At 62.2% G+C, this 14,618-nt stretch carries 14 protein-coding genes and 1 pseudogene; 7 read left to right on the top strand and 8 right to left on the bottom strand.

What is annotated here, in order from left to right; genetic code table 11:
- From VJS90_RS20105 to msrA, 3 genes are all read left to right on the top strand, one after another.
- Window positions 1-964, top strand: a 964-nt coding sequence (locus VJS90_RS20105) for a 2-oxo acid dehydrogenase subunit E2 (RefSeq protein ID WP_324123384.1), incomplete at its 5' end; no start/stop codon positions are given.
- A 268-nt stretch (window positions 965-1,232) separates the two neighbouring features.
- Window positions 1,233-3,926 carry a sensor domain-containing protein gene (locus tag VJS90_RS20100; protein ID WP_324123383.1) on the top strand — a complete coding sequence of 898 codons (2,694 nt, stop codon included), beginning with the start codon at window positions 1,233-1,235 and terminating at the stop codon, window positions 3,924-3,926.
- Between the two features lie 66 nt (window positions 3,927-3,992).
- Window positions 3,993-4,661 carry a peptide-methionine (S)-S-oxide reductase MsrA gene (gene msrA, locus VJS90_RS20095; protein ID WP_324123382.1) on the top strand — a complete coding sequence of 223 codons (669 nt, stop codon included), beginning with the start codon at window positions 3,993-3,995 and terminating at the stop codon, window positions 4,659-4,661.
- Between the two features lie 26 nt (window positions 4,662-4,687).
- Here the strand turns inward: msrA and VJS90_RS20090 are convergent, their stop codons facing one another.
- Complete coding sequence (locus tag VJS90_RS20090; RefSeq protein WP_324123381.1) at window positions 4,688-5,188, bottom strand: ATP-dependent zinc protease; 501 nt, start codon at window positions 5,186-5,188, stop codon at window positions 4,688-4,690.
- 182 nt (window positions 5,189-5,370) lie between these two features.
- Between VJS90_RS20090 and VJS90_RS20085 the strand changes: the two genes are divergently transcribed.
- Window positions 5,371-6,258: an acyltransferase gene (locus VJS90_RS20085; RefSeq protein WP_324123380.1), complete on the top strand. Its 888-nt coding sequence runs from the start codon at window positions 5,371-5,373 to the stop codon at window positions 6,256-6,258.
- Window positions 6,259-6,325: 67 nt separating this feature from the next.
- Window positions 6,326-6,472 (top strand): hypothetical protein, encoded by a 147-nt coding sequence (locus tag VJS90_RS20080; RefSeq protein ID WP_324123379.1) that lies wholly within the window; start codon window positions 6,326-6,328, stop codon window positions 6,470-6,472.
- A 75-nt stretch (window positions 6,473-6,547) separates the two neighbouring features.
- Here the strand turns inward: VJS90_RS20080 and VJS90_RS20075 are convergent, their stop codons facing one another.
- Both VJS90_RS20075 and VJS90_RS20070 read right to left on the bottom strand, forming a co-directional pair.
- Window positions 6,548-7,126, bottom strand: a complete 579-nt coding sequence (locus tag VJS90_RS20075) for a DUF2780 domain-containing protein (protein WP_324123378.1) — start codon at window positions 7,124-7,126, stop codon at window positions 6,548-6,550.
- A gap of 556 nt (window positions 7,127-7,682) precedes the next feature.
- Window positions 7,683-7,991: a hypothetical protein gene (locus VJS90_RS20070; RefSeq protein ID WP_324123377.1), complete on the bottom strand. Its 309-nt coding sequence runs from the start codon at window positions 7,989-7,991 to the stop codon at window positions 7,683-7,685.
- A gap of 459 nt (window positions 7,992-8,450) precedes the next feature.
- Between VJS90_RS20070 and VJS90_RS20065 the strand changes: the two genes are divergently transcribed.
- Window positions 8,451-9,428 (top strand): RHS repeat-associated core domain-containing protein, encoded by a 978-nt coding sequence (locus tag VJS90_RS20065; protein ID WP_324123376.1) that lies wholly within the window; start codon window positions 8,451-8,453, stop codon window positions 9,426-9,428.
- A 90-nt stretch (window positions 9,429-9,518) separates the two neighbouring features.
- Here VJS90_RS20065 and VJS90_RS20060 read toward each other — a convergent pair.
- Window positions 9,519-9,659 (bottom strand): annotated as a pseudogene (locus VJS90_RS20060) (formaldehyde dehydrogenase, glutathione-independent); the annotation flags it as partial.
- A 179-nt stretch (window positions 9,660-9,838) separates the two neighbouring features.
- Here VJS90_RS20060 and VJS90_RS20055 point away from each other — a divergent pair.
- The gene (locus tag VJS90_RS20055) at window positions 9,839-10,762 is read left to right on the top strand and encodes an RHS repeat-associated core domain-containing protein (protein ID WP_324123375.1); all 924 of its coding nucleotides are present in this window, start codon (window positions 9,839-9,841) and stop codon (window positions 10,760-10,762) included.
- Between the two features lie 53 nt (window positions 10,763-10,815).
- On the opposite strand, the gene fdhA is transcribed toward VJS90_RS20055, so the two are convergent.
- The 4 genes from fdhA to VJS90_RS20035 form a co-directional block, all read right to left on the bottom strand.
- On the bottom strand, window positions 10,816-12,015 hold the full coding sequence (gene fdhA / locus VJS90_RS20050; RefSeq protein WP_324123374.1) for a formaldehyde dehydrogenase, glutathione-independent: 1,200 nt from the start codon (window positions 12,013-12,015) through the stop codon (window positions 10,816-10,818).
- A gap of 465 nt (window positions 12,016-12,480) precedes the next feature.
- On the bottom strand, window positions 12,481-13,338 hold the full coding sequence (purU, locus tag VJS90_RS20045; protein ID WP_324123373.1) for a formyltetrahydrofolate deformylase: 858 nt from the start codon (window positions 13,336-13,338) through the stop codon (window positions 12,481-12,483).
- 11 nt (window positions 13,339-13,349) lie between these two features.
- The gene (locus VJS90_RS20040; RefSeq protein ID WP_324123372.1) at window positions 13,350-13,982 is read right to left on the bottom strand and encodes a sarcosine oxidase subunit gamma; all 633 of its coding nucleotides are present in this window, start codon (window positions 13,980-13,982) and stop codon (window positions 13,350-13,352) included.
- A 79-nt stretch (window positions 13,983-14,061) separates the two neighbouring features.
- A partial coding sequence (locus VJS90_RS20035; RefSeq protein ID WP_324123371.1) for a glycine cleavage T C-terminal barrel domain-containing protein occupies window positions 14,062-14,618 on the bottom strand: 557 nt, incomplete at its 5' end.

Genomic DNA, 14,618 nt, shown 5'->3' with positions numbered 1-14,618 from the left:
AGCCGCCGCACCCGCCGCCACCGCGCCAGCGGCTGGCAGCAACGCCAAGGTTCACGCCGGCCCGGCCGTGCGTCAGCTGGCCCGTGAGTTCGGCGTCGAGCTGGGCGCCGTCTCGGCCACCGGCCCGCACGGCCGCATCCTGAAAGAAGACGTGCAGGTCTACGTCAAGGCCATGATGCAGAAGGCCAAGGAAGCACCGGCCGCTGCCGCCGGCGCTACCGGTGGCGCGGGTATCCCGCCGATCCCGGCCGTCGACTTCAGCCGTTTCGGCGAAGTCGAGGAAGTCGCCCTGACTCGCCTGATGCAGGTCGGCGCCGCCAACCTGCACCGCAGCTGGCTGAACGTGCCGCACGTCACCCAGTTCGACTCGGCCGACATCACCGAGCTCGAAGCCTTCCGCGTTTCGCAGAAGGCCGTGGCCGAAAAGGCTGGCGTCAAGCTGACCGTCCTGCCACTGCTGCTCAAGGCATCCGCCCATCTGCTCAAGGAGCTGCCGGACTTCAACAGTTCGCTCGCCCCGAGCGGCAAGGCGATCATCCGCAAGAAGTACGTGAACATCGGCTTCGCCGTGGACACCCCGGATGGCCTGCTGGTGCCGGTGATCAAGAACGTCGACCAGAAGAGCCTGCTGCAACTGGCGGGCGAAGCGGCGGCCCTGGCCGAAAAGGCGCGTACCAAGAAGCTGTCGGCCGACGACATGCAAGGCGCCTGCTTCACCATCTCCAGCCTCGGTCACATTGGCGGCACCGGCTTCACGCCGATCGTCAACGCGCCTGAAGTGGCGATCCTGGGTGTGAGCAAGGCCACCATCCAGCCTGTCTGGGACGGCAAGGCCTTCCAGCCCAAGCTGATGCTGCCGCTGTCGCTGTCCTACGATCACCGCGTGATCAACGGCGCAGCAGCCGCGCGCTTCACCAAGCGCCTGGGCGACCTGCTGACCGATATCCGCACCATGCTGCTGTAACGGCCGCACCCCTGCCTTCTTCGGAAGGCAGGAGCTTTTTTCGAGCTGCCACGCTCGTACCTCAACCCCGCCAATGAGCGGGGTTTTTTTATGCCTGCGGGGGCCGCCTCGATATGTCCTACAGAAAACCTGCCCCCTGCCGATACACCGGTATCACCTCCCCTGCACTTCTGCTTGTCAGGCCCGGGGGACTTGATGCAACCTTGCCCGAACGCGTTGCTGGCCTTTGCATGGCCAGCGCCAACCGTCCTCTTCAAGCGAGCCTTCGATGAAAAGCCATCCCGATGCTGCCAGCCGACTGGTAGCCGAGGTCGTGACGCAGTTGCCCGTGCCTTCGCGGCTCGGCATGCTGCGCTTCGAACGGCTGAATGAAGCCAGCTGGGCCATGCTGTACCTGGACCCCAACTGCGAGCGGCACTTCGGCCTGCCTGCCTCTGAGCTCTGCGCCCTGCTCGGCTCGCCCTATGCCAGCCTGATGGAGCCCGAGGCCCGCTACAAACTGCACGACGAGATCCAGGCGCAACTGGCCCTGCGTTCGTACTACCTGGTGCGCTACACCCTGCACGTGGCCGATGGCACGCTGCGGCTGCTGGAGACCGGCGAGCCGTACAAGCAGCACAACCGGCATCTGCTGCGTGGCTACCTGACCACGCTGGATGACACGCTCGAAGAGGCTCCCGACCTCGCCGCCAGCGAGCTCGAGAACCGCAACAATCGCCTGCAAATCGCCCTGCAGCTCAACCAGCGCGCCCAGCAGGAGCAACTCGAGCATCTGGAGCGTGTCCGCGCCCAACAAGACCTGATCCTGCGCCTGGCGCGCCAGCGCTACAGTGCCAGCAACTCGCTGCTCGAGGCCGCCGAGCTGATCACCCGCAGCGCCTGCGAGATCTATCGCATCGACTGCGCCAGCATCTGGTACCTGTATGACCAGCGCCTGGAGCCGATCTCGGCCTATTACCGCAGCACGCAGGAGTACCGCCTGCCGCAAGCGATAGACGCCAGCCTGTTCCCTGACTACCTCGACGCCCTGCACACCAGCCGCGCCATCGATGCCCACGATGCCGGCGAAGACCCGCGCACCCGTGACATGGCGGACAGCCTGTTCAGCACCCAAAGCAATGCCATGCTCGATGCCAGCATCCGCGTCGACGGCCAGGTGGTCGGTGTGCTGTGCCTCGAACACACCGGCTCGTCGCGGGCCTGGCAGGCTGACGAGATCGCCTTCGCCGGCGAGCTGGCCGATCAGTTCGCCCAGGTCATCAACAACCACAACCGGCGCACCGCCACCAGCGCGCTGTACCTGTTCCAGCGGGCGGTGGAGCAAAGCGCCAATGCCTTCCTGCTGGTCAACCGCGACGGCGTGGTGGAGTACGTCAACCCGAGCTTCACCGCGATCACCCAGTACAGCACCGATGAGGTCCAGGGCCGTCACCTGGGCGAACTCCCGGCGCTGGAAAACCTCAGCGAGCTGCTGTTCGACTCACCTTCGAGCCTTGCGATGGGCAACAGCTGGCAAGGTGAGTTCCGCAGCCGGCGCAAGAACCTGGAGCCCTACTGGGGCCAGCTGTCGATATCAAAGGTGTATGGGGACAACCGCGAACTGACCCACTACATCGGCATCTACGAAGACGTGACCCAGAGCAAGCTGGCCCAGCAGCGTATCGAGCGGCTGGCCTACACCGACAACCTGACCAACCTGGGCAACCGTCCCGCGTTCATCCGCAACCTCGACGAGCGCTTCGCCACCGGCGACGAGAGCCCGATCAGCCTGTTGCTGGTGGACATCGACAATTTCAAGCGGATCAACGACAGCCTGGGCCACCACACCGGCGACAAGCTGCTGGTCAGCCTGGCCCGGCGCCTGCGCAACAGCCTGAGCGCTGGCGGCAGCCTGGCGCGCTTTGCCAGCAACGAGTTCGCGGTGCTGCTGGAGCACACCTCGCTCGAGGATGGCCAGCACGTCGCCCAGCAACTGCTGCACACCCTCGACAAGCCGATGTTCGTCGACAACCAGCTGATCAACGTCACCGCCTCCGTGGGGCTGGCCTGCGCGCCGGTGCATGGCCGCGACCCGCAGACCCTGATGAAGAACGCGGGCCTCGCCCTGCACAAGGCCAAGGCCAACGGCAAGCACCAGGTACAGGTGTTCACCGAAGTGCTCAATGCCGAGGCCAGCTACAAGCTGTTCGTCGAGAACAACCTGCGCCGCGCCCTCAGCCAGAACGAGCTGGAGGTGTTCTACCAGCCCAAGCTGTGCCTGCGCACCGGGCGCTTGCTGGGCCTTGAGGCGCTGCTGCGCTGGAACCATCCCGAGCGCGGGATGATCCGTCCCGACCAGTTCATCAGCGTGGCCGAGGAAACCGGCCTGATCATCCCGATCGGCAAATGGGTGGTGCGCCAGTCGTGCCGCATGAGCCTGGAACTTCGCGAGGCGGGCCTGGGCGAGCTGCAGGTGGCGATCAACCTGTCGCCCAAGCAGTTCTCCGATCCCGAACTGGTGGCCTCGATCGCCAGCATCATCAAGGAAGAAGGCCTGCCGCCGAACCTGCTCGAACTGGAGCTCACCGAAGGCCTGCTGCTCGAAGCCACCGAGGACACCCACCGCCAGCTCGATGAGCTCAAGCAGTTGGGCCTGACCCTGGCCATGGACGATTTCGGTACGGGTTACTCGTCGCTGAGCTACCTGAAGAAGTTTCCGATCGACATCATCAAGATCGATCGCAGCTTCATCAACGAGATCCCCGACAACCAGGACGACATGGAGATCACCTCGGCCGTTGTGGCCATGGCCCACAACCTCAAGCTCAAGGTGGTCGCCGAAGGCATCGAGACCCCCGCCCAGCTGGCCTTTCTGCGCCGCCATCGCTGCGACGTAGGCCAGGGCTACCTGTTCGACAAGCCGATCCCCGGACGCGAGCTGGTCGAGCGGCTGCGGCGCTACCCGCGTGGGCCGGTAGCCTGACAGCGGCGAAACACTCGGGCACACTACCGGTCTGTCTCTTATCCACCTGACAACAGAGGAACGGCCATGGTCCTGCGTTCGGAAATCCTGGTGAACAAAAACGTTTTGCCCACCGCGGAACAGGCCCTGCCTGGCCGCGAAACCCCGATGACCCTGCCCGAGATGCATTACGTATTCGAAGGCACCCCGCTGCTCGGCCCGTTCTTCGAGGGCAGCATCGACTTCGCGATCTTCGGCCTGGGCTGCTTCTGGGGCGCCGAGCGGCGCTTCTGGCAGCGTGAAGGCGTGGTCAGCACCGTGGTCGGCTATGCCGGGGGCTTCACCCCCAACCCTACCTACGAAGAAGTCTGTTCAGGCCTGACCGGCCACACCGAAGTGGTGCTGGTGGTGTTCGACAAGGACAAGGTCAGCTACAAGGAGCTGCTGGCGATGTTCTGGGAGCTGCACAACCCGACCCAGGGCATGCGCCAGGGCAACGACATCGGCACCCAGTACCGTTCGGCCATCTACTGCACCTCGCCGGAGCAGCTGCAGGCCGCCGAAGCCAGCAAGGCGGCCTACCAGGATGAGCTGTCCAAGGCCGGCTTCGGCGAGATCAGCACCGAGATCGCCCAGGCGCCGACCGTGTATTTCGCCGAGGCGTATCACCAGCAGTACCTGGCGAAGAACCCTGAAGGGTACTGCGGCATTGGCGGCACTGGCGTGTGCATGCCACCTAGCCTGCAAGGCAATTAAGCCCCGCTGGGGGAGTGCCTGGGTGTTCAGCACTCAGGCTTGTCGGCCGTGAAGCGGCGGGCGGGGTTCACCGCGGCCTTGAACTCGCGCAGCGCCTTGGCGCCAATCAGCAGCGGGTAGTTGAAGCTGCTGCGGTCAGTAAGATTGACCTCGACGGTGCGCTTCTGGTCGCCCAGGCACAGTTCCAGGTCAACCACCGGCCGCTTGGCCACTTCAGCGCCTTCGCCGTCTTCATCCTCGTCGGACCGGCTCTTGATCTTGCTGATCCGGGACACCTTGTGTTCGTAGACCTTGCCGTCGCCATCCTTGGTGGCGAGGCGGAACCGCACCCAATCCTCACCGTCACGGGTGAACCGCTCGATGTCCTTGGCCGACAGCGAGGCGGTCAGCGCGCCGGTGTCCATCTTGGCCTTGAGGGTCTCGCCGATCTCCGGCAGCTTGATGTATTCGTACCGCCCGTAGAGGGTCGGATCGGCGGCCATGACCGGCATGGCCAGCAGCGACAACAGTGCGAGCAAAGATTTCACAGGGGACGCTTCCTTGAATTGAGTCAGTGGTTAGACTGCGCGGCCAGCAGAGGTTCGACGTTCAACCATACGCCACACACCGTGAAACATTTGTTCGGCCCACTCGAGCCACGGCGTTTGGCGTAGGAACAAGCGCTGCTTATCATTGCCCCACGTTTAAATCCCACGACAAGAGTCTACCTATGCGTCGCCTGCTTACCGGCACCTTCGTGACCCTCCTGCTGCTGCTCAACACCCTCGTGATGATCGGTCCGCTGCTGGTCTTCGCCCTGCTCAAGCTCGTGCTGCCCAGCCGCTACCGCGTCTATGCCTCTGCTGGGGTGATGTGGATGGCGGAAAGCTGGGCCGAGGTCGACAAGCTGATTTTCGCCCTGTGCATTCCTACCCAGTGGGACATCCGCGGTGTCGATACCCTGCGCAAGGACACCTCCTACCTGGCCGTGAGCAACCACCAGAGCTGGGTCGATATCCCCGCGCTGATCGAAAGCCTCAACCGGCGCACGCCGTTCTTCAAGTTCTTCCTCAAGAAGGAGCTGATCTGGGTGCCGCTGCTGGGCCTGGCCTGGTGGGGGCTGGATTACCCCTTCATGAAGCGCTACAGCAAGGCCTTCCTCGAGAAGAACCCGCATCTCAAGGGCCAGGACCTGGAGATCACCAAGGCCGCCTGCGAGCTGTTCAAGCGTCAGCCGGTCACCGTGGTCAATTACCTGGAAGGCACCCGCTTCACCGAGGCCAAGCACCGCGAACAGCAGTCACCGTTTCGCCACCTGCTCAAGCCCAAGGCCGGCGGCGTCGCGTTCGTGCTGGCCGCGCTGGGCGAGCAGCTCGATGCGTTGCTTGATGTGACCATTGTCTACCCCGGCGACAAGGCGCCCGGGTTCTGGGATCTGCTCAACGGCAGCATTCCCCGGGTGATCATCGATATCCAGGTGCGTGAGCTGGATCCGGCGTTGTGGGCTGGGGATTACGAAAGCGACCCGGAGTTCCGGCAGAGGGTGCAGGGCTGGGTGAACCAGCTGTGGCGGGAGAAGGATGAGCGGATCGAGGTGTTGCGGGCTGAGTTGCGATGAGACCTTTTGCCCTTTGCACAGACCCAGCGTATAAGTCCGGGAACCACTGCTGATTCGGAGCGTTGTCATGCGCAATCTTCTCGACGCCGTCGTAGAGATCTCCGACGATTCGTATGAAGCGATGATGGAGCGTCTAGACGATCTTTACCTGGCTGAGATAGCCAAGACCCGATCGAGTGACGAATCCGTTCCTGTAGATCTGGACGACCTCTAAGTACGGTTCCATCCCGCTAAAATCACGTACAGACGCCGGACTTCGAGGATGCTCTCGAAGTCTCGGCGCCGCACCCTACACCGAAGGCGGGGTGGCCGTGGTAGCCGGTGTGCCCCACAAGCTATCCAGGCTTTGCAGCAACGAACCTGCAATGCCCTGCTGTCCCAGATACTGCAGGATCAGCGGCGCGAACTGCCCGATCATCCCCGTATCCATGCCCAGCGCGCTGAAGGCGTTGTTCAGGTCGCTGCGGTCTTCGACGTTGCCCAGCGCATTGCTCAATGCCGAGGTGCTTTCGTTGTTCTTGCCCAGCAGCTCGCCCAGCCCGTTCAGCCCGCCCAGCGCGTTGGCTCCGGAAATCACGTCCAGGCCCGGCACGGCCTTGGTCAGCTGTGAGTAGTCGGCATCGCTCAGGTTGTTGCGCGCCAGGCCCAGCATCGCCCCGGCGCCGCCCACGGCCTGCTCGGGGGTGACGTTCAGCTGGCTGCCCAGTGTATTGAGCAGGTTGGCCGAGGCCTCTGGCGCCTGCACGGCGGCGCCCTGCTTGTTCTGGCCCTGCATGGCGGAAACGGCATTGGCCGCATCGTTGAGGTTGAAGGCGAAGACCGGGCTCGCGGCCAAGGTCATCAGGGTTGCCAGGGTGAATGCTTTCATTGGAAGAGACCTCTTCGGCCGTTGTGGCCAGGGAAAACGAGGTGTTGGACTGGGTCCAATCACGAATGTTCCGGCCCGGCCGTCGATGGTTTCATGTCAGTTCAAGAGCTGGCATGGCCAGCTCGGTTATCCTGGGGGCAACTGTCTGTCTGTGGGAGCGGGCTTGTCCCGCGATGGGCTGCGCAGCGGCCCCAAGATCGCATGAGCGACGCAGAACCAATTGGATACCTGCCGACACCGCAGAGCCTGAAAATGCTTTGGCCCGGCGAGGGCTTCGCCCTCGATCGCGGCACAAGGCGCGCTCCCACAACGCCAGCTGCGCTGGGCGGGCATCCAACGGATGCTGGCCTCGCCAGCTCTTGTGGGAGAACTGTCTTCTACCTAGATACTCACAGCCCCCGGCCCGGCATCGCCGGGCCCTGTGGAAGCGTGCCTTGTGCCGCGAAACGAGGGCGGAGCCCTCGCCGGGGCGCAGGATGACCGGTTCACGCGGTCGTTGCAGGGAACACTGCAGGCGCCCCCAGTTTTTTGCAGCGCCTGAATGCACCCGTGCGCGCTATGTCTCTGAGAAGAACGCCGAGTCCGGCGACTGCCGCAACGCGCCAACCAGCGCATCCGCCTGCCCAAGCGCGATCTCGATGTTCTGCATGCTCACCGTCAGCAATTTCTCCACCTGCTCATCAGCAGCGGCCTGATGGGCATGGAAGGCATCGTTGTAGGCAAATATCAGGTAATGACAAAGGTTCATCAGCACCTCCTCGATGGGCACCAGGCCCTGGAAGATGGCAGCGGAGAGGGACTGGCCGGGGGGTAGCTCGAATTTGGTGTGCAGGTCTTCGGGTGGGTCTGGGACGATCTTCTTCATGAGGATTCCTTGATGAGCATGAAGCTGCCACCACCGTTTCCACACGAAGGGTGGCAACTGTACGCGGGGTGGAAAACCAGGTCATCAAGGTACCCCGGCAGGCCATGAGGCCTCCCGCGCACAGCTGCCATAACGACAGGATCCTTGATTGACACCCGGGTTTCCACACCCGATCGCTGAACCTACAGCGACCCAGCGAGACTAGTAGGACAGGCTACCCGGGGCAATCAGAAGGGAGTCGACAGAGCGCGTAGGATATTTCCATGCACCCCTTCCTGCACAGTAAATAAATGTTTCGAAGCGCTGCGAGAGTCCGGATTAAAGCCTCCCTGGCCCGGTGTAAACCCCGGGACTGAATGTCACCTGATATTTCTGTCAGTTGCGTTAACTTCCTCCGGACGCAGAAACTGGCTGCAATCAGATCCGCAAGACAGTCGCCGGTATGAGGTATGACAGAGAATGAAAAGTAATGAGAGCAGCACACTGTATTTTTATCAGGGCAACCACTTGCACATGCACCTTCAAGGCTCACAGAGCCGTGCAATCTTCCGTACCAAGGAACAGGCCTTGGCCGAAATCAATCCAAATGAGCAGCGCAATTCAAAGCTACTTGCCACTGATGCCCAAGGATCCGTAATGCAGGCTCAGAGCGATCAGGGCGGAATGGAATTCAGCTATACCGCTTATGGGCATGACTCATCTGCAGCTAGCGAAACATCCCTATTGAACTTCAATGGGGAGTACCCAGATCCTATCACTCATAACTATTTGCTGGGCAACGGCTATCGAGCCTACAACCCTGTGACAATGAGGTTTCAGGCATCAGACAGTTTTAGCCCCTTCGGAGCAGGTGGACTGAACAGTTATGCCTACTGCTTGGGCGACCCGATGAATATGCTAGACCCAACGGGGCATGCGGGCGTCAGTCAAATTTTGCTCAGGCGAAACAACAGAAGGCAGGTTAGATATCTGGAAAAAACCCGGCCAGGCTACGTAGTAGAATCTTTTGGCAGTCCACCCACCCAGAGCCTGGACGCACCTCCTCTCTATCACCCCAGCAAAGCGATGCCTGCTACTTCGCGTTTTCCGGGCAAAACCCCTCCGTCTTACTCTCAGATACCAGGAGAAAAAGAGCGCACAATAGCTCTTTCGGTTTCACAACCTGCAGACGGCGCAAATGTATGGGCCTGGAAAGTACCATCCTCCATCACCAGCCCCCCCGCTTATGAGTCCTGGAACGCAAAGGCAGTTTCGGCCACGACTCCAAGCCCTGCCGTTGCTGCTCGAAGACTTCAAGCATTTGAGCAGCGCATGGTCATTGTTCGCGCGGATATGAGGTACATGACACGCGTATTTGGGTCTATACCGGATCATCTGACGGAGGAGCTCGCTGCCCTTACGGCGAGAGCTGAACACATAAGGGCGCGCTCTTCCTGATCTAGGAGGACAGGGTAGAAAGCAGACCCCCGCCTCTAACTGAATAGCAAGAAACAAAGCCCTTCATAAAGGGCTTTGCTCTCACTCATCTCACGCCGCACTGAACGTCTTGTGCGGATCGATCACAAACTTCTTCAGCACCCCTTCATCGAACTCGCCATACCCCTGCGGCGCCTGGTCCAGGCTTATCACCTGCACGCCCACCACTTCGGCGATGTTGATGCGGTCACACGGACTGCGCAGCATCAGCCTGTCTTTGGGCCCGCTCCTGCACCCCGAGCAAGTGTGCCTACCTGCCCAGCCAGGCAAACGAGACCTGGCACTCCTACCAGTTGCGCCAGCTTGCCCGGAACCAGACATTAGTTGCCCTACCGTCCTGCCCAAGCCCCCGCGGAGTGAAAATACACGCAATGAGCACAACCCGAACTTCCCGAACCTTGTTCTACCAAGGCGACAAGCTGACCACCGTTGCACAGGCCGGTCGAAACCAGTCGATTCTGCGCCATCAGAATCAGCCCCTGGCCGAGCTGCACACTGAAGGTGAGGACAAACAACTCACCAGGGTCATGCAAACCGATGCACAAGGCTCCGTTCTGCGTGTAAATAGCTCAATGGGCGCCGAGTCCCATTGCTACACCCCGTACGGCCATGAACCGCCGCCAGTGTCAGAAAGTGCTCTGCTCGGTTTCAACGGACAACCAAAGGACCCGGCCACGGCAACTTATCTGCTGGGTAACGGTTACCGTGCCTACAGCCCCTCTACAATGAGATTCAATGCACCCGACAGCCTGAGCCCGTTCGGCGATGGCGGTGTCAACGCTTATGCCTACTGTACGGATGATCCGGTCAACCACGGCGATCCTTCCGGGCATATGCGGGTTTATCTGCGTAACGGTCAAATGATGCAAACATCAAAAAACGGCGCAGTCGCGGCAGGCTCCTGGATCAAGCCAGCGCTAAAAGATTACAGCTATCGCGATTCCCTGATCAGCAAAAAGCTCCAGCCTCCCCGTACCGTGGCGGCAGACAACCCGGTAGCCGAGGGACGAACGCATGTACGGGTCGCGGAGGTGTTCCGACACCCGCAAAGTTCACTTGATATCGTGCATGTACCGCTTATGGACATGTTCGAGTTCCAGCGCAACCGGGCGCAAATGTCGGTGCTTGCGAAATTGAAGCAACAACCGCATGCGCCTTCTCTGGACTATGCGGGCAGGATTTCGGAGCTCTTCGACAAGAACAAGGAATTGATAGCGCGTGGCGAGCGTTACTGGGCGAAGTCGAACAAGGTCGACCCTGCCGTTTCCAGGATCAGAAGCACTAGCCCCGACTGAGCACGCTCAAAACAAGAACATGCCCCCGCAACGGGGGGCATGTATCTATCACATCAAGCCGCGCTGAACGTCTTGTGCGGATCGATCACAAACTTCTTCGGCACCCCTGCATCAAACTCGCCATAGCCCTGCGGCGCCTGGTCCAGGCTGATCACCTGCACGCCCACCACTTCGGCGATGTTGATGCGGTCCCACATGATCGCCTGCATCAGCTGGCGGTTGTACTTCATGGTCGGCGTCTGGCCAGTGTGGAAGCTGTGCGATTTGGCCCAGCCAAGGCCAAAGCGGATGCTCAGCGCACCGAGCTTGGCGGCGGCATCGGCGGCGCCCGGGTCTTCGGTCACGTACAGACCGGGGATGCCGATCTTGCCGGCCACGCGGGTCACCTGCATCAGCGAGTTGAGCACGGTGGCCGGGGCTTCGTGCTTGACGCCCTCGTGGCCATGGCCGCGCGCCTCGAAACCAACGGCGTCGATGGCGCAGTCCACTTCCGGCTCGCCCAGCAGGTTGGCGATCTGCTCGTGCAGCGGGGTGTCCTGGGACAGGTCGACCACTTCGAAGCCCTGGGACTTGGCGTGGGCCAGGCGGGCGGGGTTGAGGTCGCCGACGATGACCACGGCAGCGCCCAGCAGGCGGGCGGAAGCAGCGGCGGCCAGGCCAACCGGGCCGGCGCCTGCGACATACACCGTGCTGCCTGGCCCGACGCCTGCGGTGACGGCACCGTGGTAACCGGTCGGCAGGATGTCGGAGAGGCAGGTCAGGTCACGGATCTTCTCCATGGCCTTGTCGCGGTTGGGCAGTTTCAGCAGGTTGAAATCGGCATAGGGCACCAGCACGTATTCGGCCTGGCCGCCGGTCCAGTCGCCCATGTCGACGTAGCCGTAGGCGCCGCCGGGACGGGCCGGGTTCACGGTCAGGCAGACGCCGGTGTGCTGTTCCTTGCAGGAGCGGCAACGCCCGCACGCGACGTTGAACGGCACCGAGACCAGATCACCGATCTGCAGGCGCTCCACATCGCGTCCCTTCTCGATGATTTCGCCGGTGATTTCATGGCCTAGCACCAGGCCGACCTGGGCAGTGGTGCGGCCGCGGACCATGTGCTGGTCGGAGCCGCAGATGTTGGTGGACACCACCTTGAGGATCACCCCGTGCTCGATCTTCTTGCCGCGGGGGTCTTGCATTTTGGGGTAGTCGATCTTTTGTACTTCGACTTTTCCGGAGCCGAGATACACCACTCCACGATTGCCAGACATGCTCTTACCTCGCTTGATTTGTAGTTATGCAGCGGTGGTGGAAGCGCCGCCCGTCCTGGGCTGCATTGGGGACTGGAATGGAGGAATTGTCGGCTTGTTGCGGGGGGTGGGCGTGGCTGGATGCGACAGTGACTTGTCTATTAGCGTTTGGGGGGGTGGTGACGGGAACATCTAGGGCATTCAGATGTTTTTGCAGCGGCTATGCGATTTTGGGGCCGCTGCGCGGCCCATCGCGGCACAAGGCACGCTCCCACAGGGCCCGGCGATGCCGGGCCGAGAGGAATAATAACCTGGTTTAAGACAGTTGCTCCCACGGGGTTCGGCCATACCGGGCCGAGAGGTATGAGTAACCCGGTTGAAGACAGTTGCTCCCACAGGTTCAGCGGCGCGCTGGCGATCACTGCTGTACCGGTGGGAGCTGCGGTTCGGCGCCCCGACTTGCCAGCGAATGGGGCACTGCGGTGCCTAGAGAACCACCGTCCGGTTGGCGTTCAGGAACACCCGCCGCTCGATGTGGTACCCCACCGCCCGGGCCAGGGTCAGCCCTTCGATGTCGCGGCCCTTGGCGATCAGATCCTCGGGATAATGACTGTGATCGACCACCTCGACGCCCTGGGCGATGATCGGCCCTTCGTCCAGGTCGTTGTTGATGTAGTGCGCCGTGGCACCCACCATCTTGACGCCCTTGTTGTACGCCTGGTGATAGGGCTTGGCGCCCTTGAACCCAGGCAACAGCGAGTGATGGATATTGATCGCCCAGCCATCAAGCTTGCGGCACAGCTCCGGCGACAGCACTTGCATGTAGCGCGCAAGGATCACCAGCTCCGCGCCGGTGTCCTCGATCACCTGCAACACCTTGCGCTCCTGCGCCGGCTTGTCCTTGGGATCAAGGGCAAAGTGGTAGTAGGGAATGCGGTGCCAGTGGGCCAGGGGCTCGAGATCAGGATGGTTGGACACCACCGCGACCACGTCCATGGCCAGCTGGCCGATGCGCTGGCGGTACAGCAGGTCGTTCAGACAATGGTCAGCCTTGGACACCATGATCACCACCTTGGGGCGGTGATTGGGCGCGGTCAGCTCGAAGGTCATGCCGAACGCATCACTGCGTTCGGCAAGGCCGGCCCGGAAACCCGCCTCGTCGAAATCATCCGGCTGGCGAAACTCCACGCGAATGAAGAAGCGCCCCGACAGGCGGTCATCGAAGGAATGGTGCTCCGTGACGTAGCAACGCTGCTCGTAGAGAAACCGCGTGACCACGTCGACGGTACCGAGCAGGCTCGGGCAATCGGCGGTGAGGATCCAGGTGTCCGGTGCTCGGCTCATGAGGTGCGCTCCTAGGCTTCGATGCTCAGGCCGTATTCGGCCGAAGCGTCCTGCAGCCACAGCCACCAGTAGTCGGAGAAACTGCGGCGGATCACCAGCTCCCAGGTGTCTTCGGCCGTACGGCGGATCACCAGCTGCGACTTGGCGAACACGGTGCCGACAGCCTTGCCGACCGGGAAGTTGTTAGGGTGCACATCGTAGCTGGTGGACTTCATCAGCACATCGCGCACGTTGGGGCCGCGCAGCTCCAGCAGGCTTTGCCCGCCGCTGACGTTGACCACCTGGATGTGCTGGCCTTCAAGGGCAGCGCGCAGCTTTTGCTCGGCCTCGAACTCCTGCCCGGCCGGGACGATCAGCAGCCATTCATCAGGACCGACCCATTGCAGCGACGTGTCACCGTTGGCGACCACGGTCAGGGCAACGGGCAGTTCCAGGCCCAGGGCCTTGGCGACGCCGCTGGCGAAAGCCGCGTCGTGGCCGTTGCCACGGATGGTCAGGTGACCGAGGAATTTCTTCTCGCGCAGGGTCACGCCTGCGTTCTTGCGGCCCTTGCCGATCAGGCTCGACAGGTCGGCATGGTGCAGCGGCGACTCGGTTTTCACGGCGGCGCCGGGATTTTGCTGGTAGACGTTGGTAGCGCTCATTTGTTACCTGCCTTGAATTCTCTAGTTCAGAACGGCGGCGATCCTGCAGGAGCGGGCAAGCCCGCTCCCAGGTCCGGCCTCAGACGTTCTGCTGCTCACCCTTCGGATCGAAGAACACCGACGAACAGATCTCTGCCTCGATCACGCTGCCATCGACCTGCGGCGAGTACACCCGCTCACCGATGCGCTTGAGACCACCCTTGACCACGCCCATGGCGAACGAATAGCCCAGGGAGTTGGCCAGGTAGCTGGAGGTGACGTGCCCGACCATGTCCATCGGGATCGGCTGCTTGGGATCGAACACCAGCTGGGCGCCTTCAGGCAGCCACTTGGTGGGGTCCACAGGCTTCAGGCCGACCAGCTGCTTGCGGTTGTCGCGCACGCAGTCCGCACGGTTCATGCCACGCAGGCCGATCCAGGAGAACGGCTTGTTGCGGCCCACGCACCAGCTCATGTTCAAGTCGTCCGGGGTCATCGAGCCGTCGGTGTCCTGGCCGACGATGATGAAGCCCTTCTCGGCGCGGAGCACGTCCATGGTCCCGGTCCCGTACGGCGTGATCCTGAACCGCTCGCCGGCCTCCAGCAGCGTCTCCCAGAGGTGCCGGCCGTGCCAGCCGGCGACGTGGACCTCGACCG

This window comes from Pseudomonas sp. (assembly GCF_035277045.1).
In the GTDB taxonomy this organism is placed as follows: Bacteria; Pseudomonadota; Gammaproteobacteria; order Pseudomonadales; family Pseudomonadaceae; genus Aquipseudomonas.
The sequence above is the reverse complement of the archived record's forward strand: the minus strand, read 5'-3'. Positions and strand labels throughout refer to the sequence as shown.

Bases quoted from the DNA above. Each gene is read 5' to 3' on its own strand.
- purU (WP_324123373.1), bottom strand. From the start codon at position 13,338: ATGAGCCGAGCACCGGACACCTGGATCCTCACCGCCGATTGCCCGAGC.
- VJS90_RS20075 (WP_324123378.1), bottom strand. From the start codon at position 7,126: ATGAAAGCATTCACCCTGGCAACCCTGATGACCTTGGCCGCGAGCCCG.
- VJS90_RS20065 (WP_324123376.1), top strand. From the start codon at position 8,451: ATGAAAAGTAATGAGAGCAGCACACTGTATTTTTATCAGGGCAACCAC.
- VJS90_RS20100 (WP_324123383.1), top strand. From the start codon at position 1,233: ATGAAAAGCCATCCCGATGCTGCCAGCCGACTGGTAGCCGAGGTCGTG.
- VJS90_RS20085 (WP_324123380.1), top strand. From the start codon at position 5,371: ATGCGTCGCCTGCTTACCGGCACCTTCGTGACCCTCCTGCTGCTGCTC.
- VJS90_RS20055 (WP_324123375.1), top strand. From the start codon at position 9,839: ATGAGCACAACCCGAACTTCCCGAACCTTGTTCTACCAAGGCGACAAG.
- msrA (WP_324123382.1), top strand. From the start codon at position 3,993: ATGGTCCTGCGTTCGGAAATCCTGGTGAACAAAAACGTTTTGCCCACC.
- VJS90_RS20080 (WP_324123379.1), top strand. From the start codon at position 6,326: ATGCGCAATCTTCTCGACGCCGTCGTAGAGATCTCCGACGATTCGTAT.
- fdhA (WP_324123374.1), bottom strand. From the start codon at position 12,015: ATGTCTGGCAATCGTGGAGTGGTGTATCTCGGCTCCGGAAAAGTCGAA.
- VJS90_RS20040 (WP_324123372.1), bottom strand. From the start codon at position 13,982: ATGAGCGCTACCAACGTCTACCAGCAAAATCCCGGCGCCGCCGTGAAA.
- VJS90_RS20070 (WP_324123377.1), bottom strand. From the start codon at position 7,991: ATGAAGAAGATCGTCCCAGACCCACCCGAAGACCTGCACACCAAATTC.